General features: G+C 55.9%; 20 protein-coding genes. 10 read left to right on the top strand and 10 right to left on the bottom strand.

Going from position 1 to position 20,991, the window contains the following annotated elements; all coding sequences use genetic code 11:
• Nucleotides 1–27: 27 nt before the first annotated feature.
• The 5 genes from A6F49_RS01070 to A6F49_RS01050 all read left to right on the top strand — a co-directional run bounded on the left by A6F49_RS01070 (nt 28) and on the right by A6F49_RS01050 (nt 5,889).
• On the top strand, nt 28–1,404 hold the full coding sequence (locus A6F49_RS01070; protein WP_043055980.1) for an IS481 family transposase: 1,377 nt from the start codon (nt 28–30) through the stop codon (nt 1,402–1,404).
• A gap of 576 nt (nt 1,405–1,980) precedes the next feature.
• Entirely contained in the window at nt 1,981–3,108 is a 1,128-nt protein-coding gene (locus A6F49_RS01065; RefSeq protein ID WP_043055979.1) for a hypothetical protein, read from the top strand.
• Between the two features lie 2 nt (nt 3,109–3,110).
• A complete protein-coding gene (locus A6F49_RS01060) occupies nt 3,111–3,545 on the top strand; it encodes a hypothetical protein (RefSeq protein ID WP_043055978.1) in 435 nt (144 codons plus the stop codon).
• 208 nt (nt 3,546–3,753) lie between these two features.
• Nucleotides 3,754–4,938: a sensor histidine kinase gene (locus tag A6F49_RS01055; protein WP_043055977.1), complete on the top strand. Its 1,185-nt coding sequence runs from the start codon at nt 3,754–3,756 to the stop codon at nt 4,936–4,938.
• A gap of 258 nt (nt 4,939–5,196) precedes the next feature.
• Complete coding sequence (locus A6F49_RS01050; protein ID WP_043055976.1) at nt 5,197–5,889, top strand: response regulator transcription factor; 693 nt, start codon at nt 5,197–5,199, stop codon at nt 5,887–5,889.
• A 111-nt stretch (nt 5,890–6,000) separates the two neighbouring features.
• Here the strand turns inward: A6F49_RS01050 and A6F49_RS01045 are convergent, their stop codons facing one another.
• The gene (locus tag A6F49_RS01045; RefSeq protein ID WP_043055975.1) at nt 6,001–6,738 is read right to left on the bottom strand and encodes a sulfite exporter TauE/SafE family protein; all 738 of its coding nucleotides are present in this window, start codon (nt 6,736–6,738) and stop codon (nt 6,001–6,003) included.
• Between the two features lie 162 nt (nt 6,739–6,900).
• Nucleotides 6,901–7,803 carry an ectoine hydroxylase gene (gene thpD, locus A6F49_RS01040; protein ID WP_043055974.1) on the bottom strand — a complete coding sequence of 301 codons (903 nt, stop codon included), beginning with the start codon at nt 7,801–7,803 and terminating at the stop codon, nt 6,901–6,903.
• Between the two features lie 108 nt (nt 7,804–7,911).
• On the opposite strand from thpD, the gene A6F49_RS01035 reads away from it, so the two are divergent.
• The gene (locus A6F49_RS01035; protein WP_052500017.1) at nt 7,912–8,172 is read left to right on the top strand and encodes a helix-turn-helix domain-containing protein; all 261 of its coding nucleotides are present in this window, start codon (nt 7,912–7,914) and stop codon (nt 8,170–8,172) included.
• On the top strand, nt 8,165–8,653 hold the full coding sequence (locus A6F49_RS01030) for a hypothetical protein (RefSeq protein WP_052504660.1): 489 nt from the start codon (nt 8,165–8,167) through the stop codon (nt 8,651–8,653). The genes A6F49_RS01035 and A6F49_RS01030 overlap by 8 nt, the downstream gene beginning before the upstream one ends.
• 418 nt (nt 8,654–9,071) lie before the next feature.
• Here A6F49_RS01030 and A6F49_RS01025 read toward each other — a convergent pair whose 3' ends face one another.
• Nucleotides 9,072–10,781 (bottom strand): hypothetical protein, encoded by a 1,710-nt coding sequence (locus A6F49_RS01025; RefSeq protein WP_043055973.1) that lies wholly within the window; start codon nt 10,779–10,781, stop codon nt 9,072–9,074.
• A 66-nt stretch (nt 10,782–10,847) separates the two neighbouring features.
• Nucleotides 10,848–11,933 carry a site-specific integrase gene (locus tag A6F49_RS01020; RefSeq protein WP_043055972.1) on the bottom strand — a complete coding sequence of 362 codons (1,086 nt, stop codon included), beginning with the start codon at nt 11,931–11,933 and terminating at the stop codon, nt 10,848–10,850.
• Nucleotides 11,934–12,314: 381 nt separating this feature from the next.
• On the opposite strand from A6F49_RS01020, the gene msrA reads away from it, so the two are divergent.
• The 3 genes from msrA (at nt 12,315) to epsC (ending at nt 14,642) form a co-directional block, all read left to right on the top strand.
• Nucleotides 12,315–12,872, top strand: a complete 558-nt coding sequence (gene msrA / locus A6F49_RS01015) for a peptide-methionine (S)-S-oxide reductase MsrA (protein ID WP_043055971.1) — start codon at nt 12,315–12,317, stop codon at nt 12,870–12,872.
• Between the two features lie 79 nt (nt 12,873–12,951).
• Nucleotides 12,952–13,887: a cysteine synthase A gene (gene cysK / locus A6F49_RS01010; RefSeq protein WP_043055970.1), complete on the top strand. Its 936-nt coding sequence runs from the start codon at nt 12,952–12,954 to the stop codon at nt 13,885–13,887.
• Between the two features lie 113 nt (nt 13,888–14,000).
• Nucleotides 14,001–14,642, top strand: a complete 642-nt coding sequence (gene epsC / locus A6F49_RS01005; RefSeq protein ID WP_327019903.1) for a serine O-acetyltransferase EpsC — start codon at nt 14,001–14,003, stop codon at nt 14,640–14,642.
• Nucleotides 14,643–14,682: 40 nt separating this feature from the next.
• Here epsC and A6F49_RS01000 read toward each other — a convergent pair whose 3' ends face one another.
• The 6 genes from A6F49_RS01000 to A6F49_RS00975 all read right to left on the bottom strand — a co-directional run bounded on the left by A6F49_RS01000 (nt 14,683) and on the right by A6F49_RS00975 (nt 20,980).
• Complete coding sequence (locus tag A6F49_RS01000) at nt 14,683–15,912, bottom strand: MFS transporter (RefSeq protein WP_043055968.1); 1,230 nt, start codon at nt 15,910–15,912, stop codon at nt 14,683–14,685.
• 27 nt (nt 15,913–15,939) lie between these two features.
• Entirely contained in the window at nt 15,940–16,857 is a 918-nt protein-coding gene (gene ppk2, locus A6F49_RS00995) for a polyphosphate kinase 2 (RefSeq protein ID WP_043055967.1), read from the bottom strand.
• A 196-nt stretch (nt 16,858–17,053) separates the two neighbouring features.
• Nucleotides 17,054–17,851 carry a heme ABC transporter ATP-binding protein gene (locus tag A6F49_RS00990; protein WP_043055966.1) on the bottom strand — a complete coding sequence of 266 codons (798 nt, stop codon included), beginning with the start codon at nt 17,849–17,851 and terminating at the stop codon, nt 17,054–17,056.
• Nucleotides 17,848–18,951 (bottom strand): FecCD family ABC transporter permease, encoded by a 1,104-nt coding sequence (locus tag A6F49_RS00985; RefSeq protein WP_082911512.1) that lies wholly within the window; start codon nt 18,949–18,951, stop codon nt 17,848–17,850. The genes A6F49_RS00990 and A6F49_RS00985 overlap by 4 nt, the downstream gene beginning before the upstream one ends.
• Nucleotides 18,951–20,084 (bottom strand): heme/hemin ABC transporter substrate-binding protein, encoded by a 1,134-nt coding sequence (locus tag A6F49_RS00980; protein WP_235604802.1) that lies wholly within the window; start codon nt 20,082–20,084, stop codon nt 18,951–18,953. Before A6F49_RS00980 ends, A6F49_RS00985 begins: the two co-directional genes overlap by 1 nt.
• Nucleotides 20,081–20,980: an HtaA domain-containing protein gene (locus A6F49_RS00975; RefSeq protein WP_052500015.1), complete on the bottom strand. Its 900-nt coding sequence runs from the start codon at nt 20,978–20,980 to the stop codon at nt 20,081–20,083. Before A6F49_RS00975 ends, A6F49_RS00980 begins: the two co-directional genes overlap by 4 nt.
• Between the last annotated feature and the right edge of the window lie 11 nt (nt 20,981–20,991).

Raw genomic sequence — 20,991 nt, 5'->3', positions numbered from 1 at the left:
AGATTTCGGGTCGGTTCTGATTGATGGGTGACCAAAAATAATGAACCTGTTGATGCTCGTATCCGTCTGGCGATTGCTAATTGGCCCAAGGACGCACCCCGTGGCAGTGTGACCGCGTTTTGTGCTGAACATGGCATCAGTCGCAAAACCTTCTATGCCCTGCGCGCTCGGGCACGCAACGAGGGTCAAGCCGCAGTCTTGGAGCCCCGGTCTCGTCGACCCAAGACCTCGCCCACCAAAATCAGCGAAGACGTCAAAGATCAGGCGGTCGCGGTGCGCAAAGCCCTGGAAGCCTCGGGTTGGGATCACGGGCCGATCAGTGTGCATGACAAAATGCTGGCCATGGGCTTACAGCCACCAGCAGTAGCCTCCTTGGCACGGATCTTCCGAGAACGTCAGGTGGCCCGAGTCCATCCCAACAAGAAGCCCCGGGCTGCGTACCGGCGGTTTGTCTATCCAGCGCCCAATGCGTGTTGGCAGTTGGATGCTACCGAGTACGTGCTGGTGGGTGGACGCAAGTGTGTGATTTTCCAACTGGAAGATGACCATTCGCGTAAAGCTATCGCCTCGCATGTCGCCCCATCTGAAAATGGGGAGGATGCGGTAGCGGTGATGCGCAAAGGCATCGCTGCTGCCGGGGTGCCACAGCGACTGTTGACCGATAACGGAGCGGCGTTGAATCCTGAACGGATGGGCTGGATCGGCCAACTGACCGCGTATGCCAAAACACTAGGTGTCGAGCCGATCACCGGAAGGCCTGGTCGCCCAACCACCCAAGGCAAAAATGAGCGGTTCCATCAAACGTTGTTCCGATGGTTGGACAAACAACCCTTGGCCGCCACGTGCGCAGAGCTCCAAGCCCAGGTCGATGAGTTTGACCGCTACTACAACACACAGCGCGGACATCAGGCCCTTGCTGGGCGGATCACCCCGCAACAAGCTTGGGATGCCACCCCGGTAGCCGAAGCACCCCGACCTGCGCCACAACCGATCGATCCAGAGATTCCAGTAACCGTCTCACCCGAACTGGGGGCTGAGTTGCCAGCCCACGAAGGCATCACCGATCTCAGCGTGCTCTGGGAGGCCACCGCGACCAAAGCTTCCGAACAGGCCTCGAGTTGCCAGCCGAAGGTCACCGGCAGTATTCAACATCCCGGAGCCACCGGTACCCGGCAGCTCCGCGTGTATACCAACGGGGTAGTCAACTTTGCAGGCACATTATTTTCTGTCACCAGGGCCATGGCCAGCCGCATTATCATCGCCGACTGGAACCCGGAACGCATCATCTTTGCCACCACCGTCGGAGAGATCATCGCTGAATATGAATGGCCATCAGCAGGTACCAGATACCAGGCCATTTCCAAGGCCCGATACCGGTTCCAAAACCGAGCCAACCAGTCATAGTGTTACCGATGTCCTGAGACACCAAGCGTCACCGAAGTCTTGATACAGAACTGTCACCCAAGTCCTGAGACATCACATTCTTAATATTTCAACCCTAATTTAGGCCAAACACCATACCGAACGTTAAAGTACAAAAATAGGGTACCAATGTCACCCAAGCCGCTGCTTGGACGGACACTTTAACACAGACACCAGTCCAGTCCACCCTGGGGTTTATTCTACTTATGACGCAGGTTATTTTGCCAATTTCTCCGAAGCTGCTTTCTAGATTTTCCGTTCGAACAGCCTGGTCGTCAAGTTTCGATATACCTTTCGCATGACGTGAAGCAGAATACAACTGACCTCAGTTTCGGGATCGGCACGTCACCTCATTCGAGGCATTGCAAAAGTCTCTTTAGATGAGCATCATTCCTGAGCTTTATGGCTGCTACTATCTGCATCCGTCCGTTCAGGTACGAATCAGATATTTCCTGACATGGGACATACCTCGCACGGGGTATGCAGTCGCCCGGCACCAGTCGGTACATTGAGCGTTCTAGGCGTCAAGAACGCACAGCGGACTGGAAGGGTGGCTTCATGAAGACACAACGAGCGATGTCAGGTGCGAGACTCAGCATGGTGATGGCGCTGATTGGAGGAGTGCTGGCGTCTCCCGCACAGGCCTCCGAAATCGCCCAGGATCAGGTCGAGGTGGAAAGTGAAATCAGCCCGGAGATGGAAGCTGCCGAAGTCGCTGACGCGCTCAACGAAGCTGCGGAATCATCCGGTGAGGACAAAGTTCCTACCGTAGCGGCTTATGACTTACGCATCAGCGACGACGACCAAACTCAAACGGCTACAGGCCTCCGGACCAAGTTCCCCATCCCCGAAGGTTGCACTCCAGACCTCAGCTTGAGCACACTAGAGTGTGAAACCGGCACGACTGTTTTTGAACCGTCAGTGCTCACGCTCGAAGGAGGTAGCATCGAATTCGACCTCTCGGTGACAGACAGCGAGATCATTGTCTCTGCGGTACCCCGGGACGATCTGGCCGGGCCGTTCTTGTTCTCACTGTTTATGGGTGACGAGACCGAGACCGAGATTCTTGCCGAGGCATCGGAGACTTTGGAGTGGATGCTGGCCGCAGGACCCGAGGCCGACCGCAGTGCTGACAGTCTCGCCGCTGAAGAGGCCGAGCTTACAGAGGCGCTCGAGGTTGAGGAAAACAGCAACGAGGGAGCCGACGAGAACGAAGTCGATCCGGGTGAGAGTGTGGAAGCCACTCCTGCAGTTTTCGACGACAATGCAGCAGCTCAGGCATCCTTAATGCTCGCCGCTGCATTCAAACGACCGAGCAAGGTCACGATCCCAAGTAGATACGTCTACTGCAAAACCTGGGTAACGTCTAAGTGCAAGCCGAAGAGTCTCCATGACTACTGCACCTGGTCACCGGATTCGTACACTTACAAAGGCACGAAGGTAGATTATCGAGGCCCGTGCGCCCGACATGACATGGCGATCGATTCGATCCGACAAAAGAAAGTCTCCTTGAGCAGCAAGCGATCGCAACGTGCCAGCGCGGACTCAAGGTTTAAGAGCAACCTGCGGCAGAACTGCGGCTACTCGCTATACAAGACCTCAACAGGTCGTGCGAAGTGCTACGACCGCACTGCACTCTACTACTCTGTGGTCAAAAGCAAAACAAAAAATTGGAACGGCAGGTAACCATGAGCAAAGGCAAGATCGCCGGCGGAGGGTTCACGTCCTTGGCGCTTTCCGCCGCGCTGTACCTGGTAACCAGGGCGTGGTATGTGTCCGTGTGGGATCGTCAGAATCTCGAGATCTCTGTCAGCATGACAATCGGTATCGCCCTCTGCGCGCTGTCGATTTTCGCGGCGCTGGTGGGCACCTGGCTGCTCTTTCCGCATCGAGCTACCCGCCTGATTCTCACACTCGTGCATGTTCTGATATCCGCCCCGACGATCGTAGGTAGTGCCTTGGATATATGGGACTATCTCTCCGCCTCGGGGTACAACGGGTTTGGGTCAGTAATCTTCATTCTCATCGGGAATAGTGCCCTGCCGATAGCGGCGTGTGTCTCCTTGGGGACCGGGGTCGTCAAGGCAGCCAGCCTGATGAAGCCGCCGGCACCGGCACCCTAGCTACCGACGGACACTTCCACACCCAATGTCGCATGTAAGCTACGCTACCCAGGCGACTTCCTATGTAACCGTCGTCGAAGTGTCCGGTACGGGGCTGCGGGAGAAAAGTCGTCGTAACGTGACATGGAACTCTCCTTGCTCATGCCTTCCCCGAGTATCCTCGGGATGGATAGCTATCGCGGGTGTCGGCCAAGTGAAAGTGAGAGGTATGGGTCGGTACTCCGCGGAGACCACAGATGTCTCGCGTGGGATCAGATGGGTCTATCTTCTCACAGGGGCTAGGTATGTCGATCTGCCGATCCGTGTCCTACTTCTACTCGTCGCGCTCGGAGGTGTCACCCCCTCGGCGCTCGAATCGGATGCACCGCTCTACCTCGCGTTGCAGTTGCTGGCCGCAGTGCTCGTAGTAGCGGCAGGTTTCATCCCACTTTTGGCGGGAGCTTCCGGCTTCATGATGTTCTTGGCATTCACGGTCGCCTTCCCGGATCTGCTGAACCCATTCCAAACAGTAGTAGAAGTGGCCACGGCGTTCGTCTTGAGCCAGCTGAGAGTACGCCCGTTCGTCGCATTTACCATGTTGTTATTTGCTACAAAGCTCATATCACATGTTGTCGGGTCTACCGAGGGCGGGAGCGAAACGCTCGTCACTTTAGCTTTTGGGTGGCTGATGAGCTCCTTACTCGCACTTACTGCCGCAGGGTTTGAGAGACGCATCCAAGACGGGATCGCCAAGCGTGAGGAAATCGCCTTGGCCAGTGAACGGAAGATCGAACGCCTACGCCTTGATCTGGCGTTGGACACACACGACACCATCTCGCACGGATTGGCAGCGGAAGCCGCAATCATTCGCATGCTGGGGATCGAGGCACGAATGGAAAACCGCCACGACTGGCGCCTCACGGAGCTCGCCCTGGTCAACGCACATGCACAGCAACAACTGCGTGTGCTGCTTTCACGCCTCACTCAAGACCTCGAGGGTCGATCCGGGGGTGACGACTTTGAGACTGACTTGCTTCGCGCCGCGGAGATGACACGTTCGGCAACAGAAGCCGGCGGTCTCGACCTGAAGATCAACATTGGCGACGTGCCTACTTCAGTACCAGGAAAGACGCTCGAGTCGGCGCTATTTACCATGAAGGAACTCGCAACGAATGTCGTCAAGCACGCTTCGCATCCAAGGCCCTGCATAATCTCGGTGTCGACAGAACGTCGAGAGGACGACGACTGGCTTCGATTCGAGTCCCAAAACCCAAGCGTCCGAGCCCCTTATAAGAAGCCGAGTACGCTCTTGGCTCGGGTTCAACGATCCGGTGGGACCTGCGATGCTTCGTGCCACGATGGCGTCTTCACCGTCGTCGTCTGTTTTCCCGTTGGGAGAGAAGTCACGATGTAAATACCTCGAACGAGGGATGCGGAGTTGAGAGGCAATGTCGTGGTCTTAAGGTATGAGACTTCTTTTGGCTTTCGCGACCATTTCGCTAATTCCGCTCTCCAGTGCTTTAGCGCCTGTAGAACTACCCTTATCCGTCACCACGACATCGGTTGCGACTACCACCGTGAGCGGTGAGCTTTCCTATAAAACAACCGGGAACCCTTACAAGTGCGTCATATGGCGCATCATCGATAAGAAACAGTACAGGAAGTATTGCCTATGATCCGCTCCCCATCACCGCCGGGCGAGAGAACCGATATTGACCGCCAGTTGTCGGTTCTGATCGTCGACGACGATCACTGGACAACACGCGCAATTTCCTACGCGCTCGTGACCGAGCCGGATATCACACTGTTGCCCCCGGTCCATAGCGGAGACAACGCTATCGACAGCTACCGCAAACATCAGCCGGATGTAGTGCTGATGGACATTAACATGCCCGACGGCATGAACGGAATCGACGCCACCCGACAGATTCGCCGAATGGATTCGGAAGCAACCGTGGTCATACTCAGTACCGTCTCGCCCGGCCCAGGCCTTGCCCGAGCGCTGGAAGCCGGTGCGGTCGCAGTGATCAATAAGACCGCCTCTGAATCGACGCTGCGTGCGACAGTCCGAGGTGCGGCCCGCGGCGATGATCCCTCAATGCTGAAGTTCCTAGCACGGGACATCCTTATCTCTGGTGACACATTGCCGGAGACGCCGTTGGTCACTCCGGAGCTCACCCATCGAGAACTTGAGGTTCTCATGCTGATATGTCGTGGGCAGAGCTATGAGGAGATCGCCAAGGCCCAAGGGGTCTCGGCGTGGACGGTAAAGACCCAAACGAAGAAGCTGCGAGAGAAGCTTCAGGCCGAGAACCTCGCCCAACTCGTGGTCCGGGCATTACAGTACCGTTTCTACAACCTCTGAAGTAAGTGAGGCAGAAAGTTGTCTCCGTGACTCGTCGTGGGCAGCGCTCACATCAAGATGGAAGTACAGGAGCTTGGCCGCGGAGAAGGTGCCGACACCTGGCGCGGGCGACTACCGCAACTCCATGATCCCGGTGACTAGCGAGAGCACTGCGCCTGTCATCGCCAGCGCCACCACAATGCCAAATACCACCCGATCGTTAACTTTCCCCAGGGAACGCTGACCGGTCCACATACCAGCGGCGATGCCCGTGGCCACCAGCAGCCAGACCCACGGCGACATGTCCGGAATGGTAGAGCCCATGATGGTATTACGGCTGATGAGCACGACGGTGCACACGATGACCCATATCGGTTGCAGGCTGGCAGCAAAGGAGGCCACCGGCCAGCGGGCGACCACTCCGTAAATCGTCATTGCCGGACCACCGATGCCTGCCAGCACACTCCCGGCACCAGCACCAAACCCCGTCAGAATTTTGGCGCTGCGACCGGTGACCGGTTTGGTGGTGCCCTGCATGAGCAGTGCGACACCCAGCCCCACGATCACCAGCGCACCGACCAACAAATACACCACAGCGGTATCAATCATGGAGCCAATCCAGGCGGCCGGTGGGACCGAGACGGCCGCGGGGATCCCGATCCAGGCCACCCTGCGCCAATCAATATCTCGCCACATGCCCGGCAGCATCAGCAGCGAGGCAATAACTGCCAGGACCGTGGTCAGCATGATCCCCTGGTGGGTGCCTAAAGCCACGACGGCGAAGGGGGCGGTGAGCATGGCAAAGCCCAAACCGGTGATGCGTTGCAGTGCGGTGGCAATAAAGCTCAGCAGCAAAATGCCGATGACCATGAAGAAAAAGCTTCCTGTCGCAGTTCTGGTGTCTCGACCAGACTAGAGCAACCTTGCTGGTCAGCACAGCAGGTAACGCCTATCAGCGCTCCATAATGATGCTGCCGAGGTGCAACACCGGGTTGCGTGGTGGTGCACCTCGGCGGCTAGTGCTGCATCGAGTTAGTCACCGGCGGGGGTGAAATCGGTACTCCCGATGAACTCGGGCCGCGGGGAGGCTGCGGCAAAGGGTTCTTCTGCCGTATTCTCGACCGAGTTATACACCAGGAAAATATTTGAGCGCGAATACGGTGTGACGTTGCCGTTTGAGGCGTGCATGCAGTTGGAATCAAAAATGATTGCCCCGCCTGCTGGTCCTTCGAGCACGTCAATGCCGTAGTTGTCCGCAAATTCGGTTAGGGTGGCCCGGTCTGGCACGCCGGCGCCCTGCATGACCAGGGATTTTTTATAGTTATCTTCCGGGGTGCCGCCTGCGCAGCGGACGTATTTTTTGTGGGAGCCGGGCATGGTCATCAGCGGCCCGTTGAAGGAGTAATTATCGGTCAGGGAGATCGAGATGCTGGCTGCCCGCGGGGTTGGTAGCCCGTCTTCGGCGTGCCAGGTTTCAAAATCCGAATGCCAACCGAATTCTTTACCCACGAAACCGGGTTTGTAGTTGATGCGGCTCTGGTGCACATAAACTTTCGACCCCAGAATCTGTTCAACGCGACGCACCAATCGTGGGTCGTTTGCGAGTTTCTTAAAAATCGCATTGGTCCGGTGAATATTGAAGATGGACCGGACTTCATTGGATTCAGCTTCGGTCACGGTGGCCTCGTCGGCTTTGACGTCCGAGTCCTGAGCCAAACGCTGCAGCTCATCCCGACACTGTTGCAGTTCTTCGGGACTCAGCAGCTCATGAATGGTCAGATACCCGGTGGCATCATAGCTTTGCAGCTCTTGGACAGACAGTGGACCAGCAGAGTCCCAATCGTGCACTACCGGATCATGGCGATCCACGACGGTGGTGTAATCACTATCTCGAGTGGGGTATGCGTCTTGCCGTACATTTACTTGCGTAGTCATGACACTCCTAAAAAGACTGTTCATAAAATAAATATTTTTTGATCACTCTTTTAGTAATGCGCAGTTTCTCTAGCACTGCTTATGTGCCACTGTAAGACTAGGAACAGTATGCTCGATCTGGACACCGTGTTGCGCAGTCAGGAGCTAGCAGACCTTGCCGACACCACCACTCGTGCGTTGCGTCATTACCATAAGATCGGACTGCTTCCTGAAGTTCCGCGTGACCAGAACGGGTACCGACGCTACAGCGCACGCGACTTGATTAGAGTATTACGTATCCGCCAGCTAGCAATGAGCGGTATGCCATTACGTAAAATCGGTGACGTGCTAGAACAGGACACCCAGCGCCAGGATGACCTTTTTGGCTGAACTTGACCGCGAATTGAAGGTACAAGCAGAACGTATCAAGACGCAGCGAAAATTACTGGCTGAGCTTCGCTCCGCCACCACCCGATACTCGAGGTTGTCCCTCGCAAAACGAAGTACGGCTACCCAGCAGCTGGATCAGGATGTGTGGACGCTAATCACCGCCACTGGGACTGTTGACGCGAACATCGCTGCCACTATTCAGAACGTTTTGAACGAAGGGCCATTGGCGGACCTGGCCTCCACTTGGTATCCGGAATTCGAACAGCTAGAGACCCAGACTCATATCGATGATGGCCGGGCAAATGAACTTGCAGGCCAGATTGCAAGTTTTGTGGATGCCGTTCTGGAAGCTACGGGTTTGACACCTGCCACAGAGCAGCTGCCAATTATGGCATTGGTCGAGCAGATCCGATCTGACATACTCAGTCCCGCACAGCATAAAGTGTGGAGTCGCTTCCTCTCCAACATCGAGCAGAATTAGAAAAATTCGGCTCTTTCTGTCGAAGCACGAAGTAATCAGTTAAACCTAGAAATCGACCCTTTCTGGAATTTGCTAGATAACAGCACAGGCTCAGGCAGGGAATTGCTAGGGGAACAAGTTTTGATGCGAAAATACCCTCGCCACGCACTGCGGGACGGGGGCTACGAGTGCTCCCCGCCGGACTCGAACCGGCAACCTACTGATTAGCGTAGTTGCCAAAGCGCTCTTGGACTTTCCACAGCTGGGTGGGATTCAGAATGTCAGCAACCGATAGGTGCGCTGGTTCGTAGTAGGACAAGGGATGCTCCTGGTATTTTGACTGTGGAATAACAGCTGTCGCGCACTACACTGTGCTGTGCGAAATTTCGTTGACAGTATCCGCGAGAGATTCCTGCATAGGATGATGTCGCAGAATCCTTCAGTCCCCCAGCAGCGCCTCGTGCTGAGCTTGGGCACGCGATCCGGCAGACGAGACGAACGTCGGTGCGGCCTCAGCTGATGGTGTGACATCTGTTGGTGATGGGTCCATCCGACTGGATAGGTCGATGTCAGCATCACCGAACACGTCAGTGACTTGGCCGACTGTTGGGCGGATATCGGCGTTTTGTTTGATGCCCATGCTGATCAGCCACTTGCGGTATTCATCCGTGGAGCGGTAATAGCCTTTGAACACTGCCGGGTTGGAGCCTTGTGGCTCAATCGAGCCAGTACCTCGGGCGGCAACAGGGTCTTCACGAATGTGGGATGGCACCCGCGGGACGCCTTCAGGGTCGTTGAAAATCAACCGACGGTTGCCCTCGGTTGGATTGGCGCCCAGCAGGACTTTGTGCCCGAGGTTGCTTCGCAGTTTGGTTCGCAGTCCGGTGTCGGTGGAGGCTACCTGAGTGGAGAGGGCTAAAAAGATGCCGGCAAAACGCATCTCGGCGGCGATATCGTTGATTCCCTTTTGCAGAATCTCCTTTGCCAGGTTGTTGGACTCTGCCTCATCCTTCATATCCAATAGCACCTGGGGTGAGTCTTTGTTCGTCTTGGGCACTGGTTCCATGGAGAACAGCACGGTGACTTCGTCAATGACCAATAGCAGTGGCATGACACGTTGATCTGGTGGCAGCTGCGTCCAGTTTTGCACCCCGTTGCGAGCAATGATGGCACTGCGACGGGTCTTTTCTTTTTCAATGAGCTTGGTCACGGTGGCGGATTCAAAGATATTTTCACATCCCCAGCCGCCAGGCGTGACAAAGTCTTTGCACCAAGCGAAGTCCACTGCTTTATCGGGGGTGTCGATGATGGCCAGCTGAGCCCCGCGCGCCAGGAATTGTGTGATGTAGGCATTGACCACTGTGGATTTACCGGCCTGAGCGATACCCCCGATTTGGACGTGCTGATGGGCTGAAATGTCGATGATCTGCTCGGTATGTTTCTTCCCCGGCTCAGGCAGGGCAGTGCCGATTGGAATATGGAAATGATCGTCTTTGTCCGGGTTAAACGGTTCAACCTTTTTGGGCAGCGGTGTTGGATACACTGCTTTGAACGTGGGCAGTTCTGCTGGGATGATCGACCCGGTTCGTTCCCGAGTGTCGGTCTCAAAATACCAGCCAGGTTTGCCGATGATCGTCTCAGTCACTTCGGTCAGCGCCTTGTCATGTGCGGATGGCCGGTAGGTGGACGGTAACGTGAAATCATAACCGCCCTTGGGTCGATATGAGACTTGAATGTCCCATGGTTCACACCGCAGTGCGGTGGCTAAAGCATCTCGGGTGAGCACAATGTCTTCTTCGAGTTTGGATAAGATCGCCCGGCGTCGGTGTGGCTCAAAGGTGGTCATCACATAGCCGGGGTATGCATCAGCAAAGGCGAGTGATCGTTTCTTCCCATCGCGCTCCGTTGTGCCGGTCGGTAGTGGCACCTCGATGGATGCGTTGCCGGTGTGGGAGGCGATGGCGGATCGGTTTTCGCGGCGTAAGACTGCTTTGCCGGTGGCTGGCTCGAAGTTTTCTATCTCGAATCCTTCACCGTGTTGTGCAGCAACGGCCTTGATCACTTTGTCGATGTGGCGTTGGTTTTCGGGATCGAACTTCTGCCCCACGTTGACGGTGATCCGGTCGATACCGATGACGATGACACTCACCTCTGCTGATGTTTCTGGCTGACGAAAGCCATGATGTTGTACTCACCTATACATCATGCAGTGGTTTTATTTTGCAGTCTTCCCGAACTTTTCTAATGCGGAAGAAAAGTCGATAACTTTCATCTCGTCGCGTTGAATGTAGTGGCGCTCCGTGACCCGCACCGAGCTGTGTCCGCCCTGCTGCGATGCCGCTTCAATGCCATACACCTCGGCGATCTCTGTGAGCGAGGTTCGACGTGATGTGTGAAATGGCAAGCGGTCTGGAACATCGAGACCGAGTTCTTGTCGAGCTAGACTGAATGCACGTTGTGCAGCCCGGTACAGGTTATCTCGTGCATACGGGTTGCCTTTGCGGTTGACAAATACCAATCCTTTGCCAGCACAGTCTGCTTTGCGTCGCTTCAGGATGTTTACGGCATACACTGGTAGCGATAGGCGTTTCTTCTTGCTGTTTTTCGGATCGCCAAGGTAGTTGGAGACTCCTGTTCTGCGAACAACAGCTTTTTGCACGTAGACAATCCCCGGTTGGTGTTCTTCGTCGGGCAAGTAGATGTCTTCCCATTGCATCCCCAAGACTTCAGAGATACGACACGCTGTAGCAAGCGTCATGTCAAAAACATCAGCGATGGGGACGGTTTTGACCGGTGGGTTGGACTCCCAGTGCCGCAAGGCCAGTCTGATGTTGTGCAACGCCGTGTCCGACCAGATTTGGGGTCTGGGCGCCTGGTAGCCCACAGTTGGGATGTTCTCAGCCGGGTTGTGCTGAACAATGTTATGACTGGCAGCATATTGAAACATCCCGACCAGGATACTACGGCATTTGTCAGCCACTGACACCATGGAACCGTCTGGTTCGATGATGCTGTGTAACGCCTCGTTCAGCATTCCTGTAGAGCAGTCAATGACCAACGTGTGACCTATACGAGGTTGCAGGTGATTGAGATACTGCTTGTGACGAGACGGCAGGGTTTCGGTGTTACTGCCCTTGATTCGTCGTACCTCGAAGAGATGATCGAAGTATTTGGTGGCGAGATCATCGAGAGTGAGGTTTTCATCTCCGTCGTGTCTGGTGATGATCTTCTTGGAAACATTGTGCCACCTTTCCCGCACTGCACGAACTGAAGCTGCTTTGGTGGCTGCTGTCGCCGTCAACGCACGTCTTTTGCCGTATGAGTCCCGATAGAAGCATCGAGACTTCCATTTTCGATCTGCCACCTTATACGAGCCAATTTCCCCACGTTCGCCGATTCTTAGACGAGCTCTGGCCACTGGTATTCCCCCACATTTCCCTTACTATGACTGCTTTACAGACACAGAGTGTCCGGGGGAAAGTGGATTTGAGAAAAACGAGAAGCCTTCAAAAGTGCTCGTAAGTTGCTCTCGGCGTCAAAAGTGTTCCCATTTCAGATGAAAGGCGAGGCTTTACCGACCACTGTTCACCGTCACTTTTCACGCCCTAGCGTAAGCTCCGACACCCCGAAACTCCCGCATGATCTAGCCGAAGTAGCGGCATATCATGTAGCGTGGTCAGATATGACGCAGCAACAAGAATCTCAAGGAAATACCAGCCAGCGCACCCTGATTGTCGGTGGAGGATGCTTTTGGTGTCAGGACGCCGTTTATCGCAAAACTAAGGGCGTCATCGAATCAGAATGTGGGTATATCGGCGGTCACGTTGAACACCCCACCTACGAGCAGGTATCGACGGCCACAACGGGTCACGCCGAGGCAGTGAAAGTCACGTTCGACCAGAACGTCATCGACGCCGACACGATCTTAGATATGCTCTTTGCCTCCCATAACCCAACCACGCTGAATCGTCAGGGTGCCGATGTTGGCCCACAGTACCGCTCAGCACTGTTCCCACAGTCAGACGGCGACAAAGAACTCTTTGAGCGCACGATTGAACGCCATCAACAACATTGGGCTGATCCCATCGTCACTACCATTGAAGAAGACGCGACCTGGTGGCCGGCTGAAGCAGAGCATCAGAACTTTTATCAACGAAACCCCAACTGGGGCTATTGTCAGGTGGTTATCAATCCAAAACTGGCAAACGTTCGCAAACATTACTCTGCATGGCTTCAATAATTACGTTTTGCGACCTTTCCTTTATTGTTAAGCGTGAGAACTCTTTTAAACTTGTACCCCTGAAAAGGATGAATCCAACATGGCAAAGATGCTCGATAACATCACCCAAGCTGTCGGACAGACCCCTCTTATTCGTCTAAACCGTCTCACCGAGGGGCTCCCAGCTGAGGTGGCCGTCAAGGTCGAGTTCTACAACCCAGCCAACTCCGTCAAAGATCGCATCGGTGTCGCCATCATTGATGCCGCTGAAAAAGCAGGCAAACTGCGTCCGGGCGGAACCATCGTTGAAGGCACCTCCGGCAACACTGGTATCGCACTGGCCATGGTAGGTGCGGCTCGCGGCTATCGCGTCGTGCTGACCATGCCAGAGACCATGTCCAATGAGCGTCGTGTTATGCTCCGCGCCTACGGTGCCGAGATTGTCCTGACTCCAGGTGCAGACGGCATGCGCGGTGCTGTAGAAAAAGCCGCCCAGATCGTGGAAGAAACCGACAACTCGATTCTGGCCCAGCAATTCGCTAACCCGGCCAACGTCGAAATTCACTACACCACCACCGGCCCAGAAATCTGGGAAGCATCCGAGGGCAAGGTCGATATCTTGGTTTCCGGTATCGGTACCGGCGGGACCCTGACCGGCGCAGGTCGCTACCTCAAAGAACAGAAGCCTGACGTCAAGATCGTTGCTGTAGAACCAGCCGACTCCCCGATCCTGTCGGGTGGTAAACCAGGGCCACACAAGATCCAGGGCATCGGCGCCAACTTCGTACCAGAAGTACTTGATACCGAGCTCTACTCCTCTGTCTACACCGCCACCCTCGAGGAATCTGTCCAGAACGCTCGTCTGCTGGGGACCAAAGAAGGCATCCTTGGCGGTATTTCTTCGGGCGCGGCAATCGCTGCGGCCCTGGATGAAGCCAAGAAAGAAGAAAACGCCGGCAAGCTGATCGTTGCAGTCATTCCAGACTTCGGCGAACGCTACATCTCCACTGTTCTCTACGAAGACATTCGCGGCTAATCAACGCTGCTCTGTGATTCTGCCTTCGGGCTCGCAATGGAATGCATATTCTGTTGCAGACCGAAGGCAGAACGCTTTAATGCTTAACTGGCGGTTCACTTGACCATAGAATAATTTCGACCGCCTGTGCGTTGAGCTTATCAACGACACTTTTTGAAAGGGAAACATTGGGATTCTTACGTCGCTTGCGCGAGGATATTCAGGCAGCCAAAGACCGCGACCCTGCTGCACGCAGTACATTTGAAGTGGCTGTGGGTTACACCGGTCTCCATGCTATTTGGATGCACCGCGTCGCACATAAGATGTGGCAAAAAGAGCAGCTCAAAACCCCAGCGCGACTCCTTTCACAATTCAACCGGGCACTGACCGGAATCGAAATTCACCCGGGTGCAACAATTGGCCGCCGCTTCTTCATCGACCACGGTATGGGTGTGGTCATCGGTGAGACCACCGAAATAGGCGACGACGTCATGCTCTACCACGGTGTCACGCTCGGGGGTCAATCCCTGGAGAAAGTCAAACGTCACCCGACCCTAGAAAATGATGTCGTCGTCGGGGCTGGTGCCAAAATCCTCGGACCAGTCGTGGTGGGCAAGCGCACCGCTGTTGGCGCCAATGCGGTGTTAGTCAAAGATACTCCAGAAGACGCCATTGCCACTGGTATCCCAGCTCAGATTCGTATTCGCCGTAGTCAGGAAGAAGCAAAGCCTGCAGTTGACCCGGCTGAATATGTTGATCCAGCCATGTGGATCTAACCCAGCAATCTTGCAGCATGCGGCTCCAAGGAGAACTTCCTTAGAGCCGCTGTTGTATCGCAGTATGGCGTCCCGGCAGCACCCTGGCAAGCACAATAGTCACCAATCCTGCCAGCGGAACAACCAGCAGTGCCCATCGCAGCGACAACATATCTGACAGCGCGCCCACAAACGGTGGAGCGATCAAGAACCCGAGCCGCATAAACCACGAGACCACGGTCAATCCGACGCCGGGACGTAGTCCGGGAATATCATCGGCAGCATTATACGCGGCTGGGATCAGTGCCGAGGAACCAAACCCAGCCGCAGCAAACCCGGCAATGGTCAACGGAACCGTTGGCCAAGCGATTGCCAGTCCCATCCCTACAGAAATGATGATGCCACCAGTACGGATTACGCGACGCTGCCCAAAGCGATCAACGAATCGGTCGGCCGTAGCCCGCCCGATCAACTGGCCGGCCACCAAAGCGGTGAACCCGAATGCCGCCACGGCGCTTGGTGCCCCCAGGTGCACTGACATATACAGGGCAGACCAAGAATTCCCGGAGTCCTCCACCACCGCTTCAGCCATGGCCAGCAGAACTAAAGCGCCTACCATCAGCATCGTGTTCGGATTCCGCAGTACTGCCCATTGAATGCGTTTGAGATCCTGACGCCGAGCATCGGCACCGGGGGCGGTTTCCGGTGAACCTTCAGGACATGCCGGCGGTAGGGTCATGGTCCAGGCAATCAGCGCGACCACAATAAAGCACACCGCTGAACCGACCAGGTGCACATGTAAATCCAGTTCAATAAACAACACGCCCGCGGCCATAAATCCACCCACCACCGCCCCGAGAGACCATAAGGCATGGAAGGAGTTCAATATGGAGCGACCATATGCATCTTGAACCTGCAATCCATGGGCGTTTTGTGACACATCGGCGATTGCGTCTGCTCCTCCAGCCAATAATAACGCCAGAGCAAAAAGGAACACTTCTGGCATGAAGGCCGTGGCTGCCAGACAGACTGCCAAGGTGATTGTCATCAGTGTGGCAATCACCCCTGACCCAAATCGTCTGATCAGACCGGCGGCAAAGACCCCAAAGATCATGGCCCCCAGTGGAAAGGCTGCCACTGACAAGCCAAATAACGAGTCGGTCATGTCCAAGGCAGCTTTGATTTCTGGGTAGCGCGGTATCAGGTTGGCAAGGAGTGCGCCGTTGGTGAGAAACAGTAGCCCGGTGGCCGCACGAGCCCGCCGAATCCTGCTAGCAGGCGGGGTGCTCATGCGATCCTTTCCCGGACGAGGGGTGTGTTAATCTCCTACCGCGTCGCGGCCGCGCATGACCAACAGTGGGTCTGGGACGCCGACAACATCGTGGCTTTTGCCGTCATAATCGAATTGGCTCAAGAAGTAGCGCATCGCATTAAGGCGACCGCGCTTCTTATCATTGGACTTCACGGTGACCCAGGGCGCGTGATCCGTGTCGGTGTGTAGGAACATGAGCTCTTTGGCTTCAGTATAAGCCTCCCACCGGTCCAGCGCTTCCAGGTCGACCGGTGACAGTTTCCAACGTCGAACCGGATCCAACTGACGGATCGCAAAGCGGGTGCGCTGTTCAGTCTGGGTCACAGAGAACCAGAACTTGATCAGATGAAAACCATCATCCACCAGCAGCTTTTCAAACACCGGAGTCTGATTCATAAACGTGTGGTACTGGTCTTCATTACTAAAGCCCATGACCCGTTCCACACCGGCGCGGTTGTACCAGGACCGGTCGAACAAAACGATCTCACCAGCCGTGGGAAAATGGTTAATGTAACGCTGGAAGTACCACTGACCGGTTTCGCGTTCGGTTGGCTTATTCAGTGCCACGGTGCGAGCAGTGCGCGGATTCATGTATTCGGTGAACCGTTGAATCGTGCCACCCTTACCTGCGGCGTCTCGGCCTTCAAAGACGACGATGATCTTCTGGCCGGTATCTTCAGCCCAGTATTGGAGTTTCAGCAGTTCGATCTGCAGCTTATATTTTTCGCGTTCATACCGGTCCCGGGTCATGCGCTCGGCATAGGGATAGTTTTCCCGCCAGGTTTCTACCGCCTTGCCCATCGGGTCAATAAGATCCGGGTCTGGGGTGTGACCTTCGGTGACTTGGTAGCCGCCATCGCGCAGAGTGTCGATAAACTCGCGCAAGTTTTGACGAGGTTGGTCGGGAATGAGTTCTTCGAACAAGACATACTCCTCAGCTGCGGCTGGTCAGAACGACGATACTTCCATTGTGCACTGCCAGACCAGAAAATACATGCGTCGACTCACGATCGAACCACCCCAGAGTGAACACCGGGTAAATAAAGAATGGACGACGTGTTTGCTGCGCTTGTGGTAATTTTTGCAAACACGCCGCCCATCCAGCTTGTGTGGCGACCGTCTAGAGGCTGCGTCGGGGCAGCACGATCGGTCGGCCGGTATCTGGATCGTGGATGATCCGCACCTGAATGCCATAGATGTCTTGAACACGCTGAGCGGTCAGTACCTCAGCCGGTTGACCCACCGCGGCCAATTGTCCCTGGTGCAGCATTGCCACCTGATCGGCGTACGCGGCCGAGAGGGAAAGGTCATGCAGGACGACGATCACGGCGCGTCCCTGGGCGGCAATATTGCGAGCGATGGTCAACACCTCTTCTTGGTGACGTAGATCCAGCGCTGCGGTGGGCTCATCGAGCATCACGATTCTGGTGCGCTGCGCAATGACGCGGGCCAGCGATACGCGCGCCTTTTCACCCCCCGATAGTGTCGGAAAGGTTCGTCCGGTCAGGTGTCCAACATCGGTCAAGGCAATGGCCTGGGTGATTGCCTCATCATCCTCTGCTGATTCGGCAGTCCCAATCCAGGGCGCCCGACCCATATCGATGACATCGCGAGCGGTAAATGAAAACGCGACCTGATTGGCCTGCAACAGTACCGCACGCATCCTGGCGAGTTCTTTAGCATCCCAATCCGCCAGGTCCCGTCCTTCCAAGCTGACGCTACCGGCGGTTGGATGCAAGTCTCCTGCGAGCAAACCGAGCAGCGTAGACTTGCCGGCGCCATTGGGTCCGACCAGGGCAAGTACTTCGCCGTAGTTGACCTGGAGACTGACGTCCTTGATGATCTTGTGGCTGCCGGTTTGGTAGCTGACACTGTGCAGGGCTTGTGCCACGGTGGTTTGTATTGATGTCACGGTCATGCCCAGCCTCCTGCGCCTTTGCGGTTGCGACGGATGAGCCAGAAGAAGAACGGTCCACCGACCAGTGAGGTCAGCATGCCGATTGGCAGATCCGCCGAGGGAACTAAGGTGCGAGCGAGCAGGTCGGCGTAGACCATTAGGGTGGCACCGCCCAGTGCTGACAGTATGAGCAACCAGCGGTGGCCTGGACCAACGATCATGCGGATCAGGTGTGGAACGACCAGCCCGACGAAGGCGATAATCCCTACGAAGGCAACACCAACACCGGTCAATAGCGCAACCAGGATGACCGACAAAATGCGCAGGGCTTCTACTTTGACTCCGAGATGAGCGGCCGTGCGGTCCCCCAGCGACAGCAGGTCATATTGTGAGGAAAGTCCCAGCGCAAGGCTCGTGGCCACTGCGGCGACAATGGCCACAACGGCGACCTCATCCCAACGCGATCCGTTGAGTGATCCCAGCTGCCAAAACACAATCTGTTCACGGCTTTGGGTATCACCGGCAAAATTCACCAGGGCTAATCCTGCTCCCGCAAACGCATTGACGGCGATTCCGGTGAGCAACAGCGTCACCACTTCGGTACGGCCCTGTGCTCGTGCGGTGGCGTAGACAATGAGCGTGGCAACCAGTCCACCGATAAACGCCATCGCGGCAATGGTCCAGTTGCCAAAGACTGACATACCCAACGTAATCGCGGTGGCAGCACCCAGTGCAGCACCCGAAGAGACGCCGACAACACCTGGCTCGGCAAGCGGGTTGCCAAAGATCGCCTGCATGACACCGCCGGCAACCGCCAGCGACGCGCCCACCAGCAGGGACATCACCACGCGTGGAAAACGGATCTGCCACAAGGTTTGCTCCATGAGCCGATCAGTCGGGGCCATGGCCGTATCAATACCCACGGTTTGTAACATCGAACCGATGACCTGGCTCGCACCAAACGGCAACTGCCCTAGGCCAGCCGATAGGAGGACCCCCACGACTAACAGCACCAGGGTGACAACAATGACCACCAGGTGTTTGACCTGAAACCAGCGCTTGGGCTTGTTGCGGGTCTCACGGTCCGTGGTGCGCAAGGGCGTCTGATCTATAACAGCCATTACTGCCCACCTGCAAGATTGGCTACGGAGTCTGGCGCATAGATGGCCCGTGCCAGAGCGTCCAGCACGTCTGCCGATCGTGGACCGAACGACAAAATCATGCCATCATCCATATCCACGATGCGCTGGTTCTCACCGGCCTTGGTGATAGCAACAGCGGGTTTTTCCTGGAGCAGGCCCTCGACGCCATCTACGGATTCAATTCCACCGGACATGGTCAAGATGAGATCTGGATTTGCCGCAACGAGGGCCTCATCGGTCATCGGTTTCATACCGTCCCAGCCCAGCTCTTCAGCCACGTCGACACCTCCAAGGGCATCAATGAGTTCATCGGCGCCCGATTCCTCCCCGAACATGTAATACACCCCGGCGTTACCGCGCAGGTAGAGGAACAACATCCGAACCTTGTCATCCTCGTTCTCGGGCACCATGGCCGAGATCTCTTCGACCTTGGCATCAATCTCACCGACCAATTGCTCTGCCAGCTGTTCGCCGGTTTCGGGAGCACCATACACTGCGGCAACTTGATGCACGAGATTTTCAGCACCTTCAAATGAGGACTCGTTATCGACAAAAACCACGTCGATGCCCACATCGGTCAGTTGTTCGACGACGTCGCGCGGACCAACGGTACCGTCGGTGATGACGACGTCAGGATCCAACCCGATGATCGCTTCGGCATTGACCGTATGGCCACCGGAGGTCACGGTTTCAATGTCTTCGGTGCCTGGGAAAGTCGTGGATTGGTCCACACCAACCAGGGTGTCAGAAAATCCGAGCGCCCAGATCGTTGCCGCAATGGAACCTGCGATATCCAGGGCAACGACCCGAGTGGTATCGGTGATCTCTATTTCTTCGGTCTGACCGTTAGCTTGATATGAGGTCACAGTCGTGGGGAGGGATTGTTTTGGATTCTGTGCAATGGGTTCAATGTCTGTACTTTGCAATACCGCTGTGGACGGACCAACATAATCGCGCGGGTTTTCAAGGACTTCGACCTCTTCCAGTGCGGGCTGAGGTTGTGTCTGGGTCCCACCGTGTCCGGTGTTGCTGCAGCCAACCAGTGCCAGACCCGCAACCAGTGCGGTGGCAATCCAGCCGAGCATGCGTCGCTGTGGTGAAGATGTGCTCAACGCTGATCCCCTATCAACTCGTGGATATCGGATTGGTCTACGCTGTGGCGTTTCCGGTGCTGAGCAGCAGGCTTGCGACCACCGATGAATACGCCGATGGTCAGGCCGATGACCAACAGGGCGAGCCCGCCCAAGGCGATCGGCAGCCACGGAATTGTCGGCGCCGGAATAATGGTCGGTTCTTGTGCGACTTCTTCGGCCGCGGGCGGCTCGGGAGTATCAGCCGCTACGGCTCCGCCATGGGCATCACAATCGACGAAGTCAAAGTTCAATGCCAAAGGGTCAAGATCTACGCCGGCTTCATAGAAGCCAGCAAATGCGGCCGCACCCGAGTTGGTGAGCACACTGGGCATGTCCGCGAGTTCGACCGGGCCATCAGCTGCTTCGGGCTGCTCGTCCAAGCTGACTTCAGCAACCCACTGTTGCTGCTCATCGACCGCCAGGTTGCCCTCCATGTCGTTGCTCTTGGTATCCAACGCCAAGGCCGCATTGCCGTCGCCTTCAAATTCGAAGGTCGGGTTAGCAATTGTCATGTCTAAAACACCATCGTGGCCACTGAATGCGACCGTGCCGGTGAATGACACCGAGCCCATGCCCGTTGCCGGATCATATGTGCCAGTGCCCTCGGACCAGATGAAATGAGGGGTCTGGTAGTCGGCACCATCGGCAGTTTCCCATGAACCGTTAGCAATTGAGCCACTGATGTAGGACCGGAAGCTTTCCTTCAGTCCCCATTGCAGTTCGGCATTTTCGATCTGACAGATACCGGTGTCTGCTGGCTGGTCATCGGTTTCGGGACTGGCCAGTGCCGATGATGGGGAGACCAACAGCGCAGTCGCGAACACGGCTGGTAATAGGGTTCTGGTCACACCGCGTGTGGCTTGTGGGCTTGCCAAAAATACTCCTC

The sequence above is a fragment of the Enteractinococcus helveticum genome (genome assembly GCF_001657475.1).
Lineage (GTDB): Bacteria > Actinomycetota > Actinomycetes > Actinomycetales > Micrococcaceae > Yaniella > Yaniella helvetica.
This window is presented reverse-complemented; position numbering and strand designations above follow the sequence as displayed.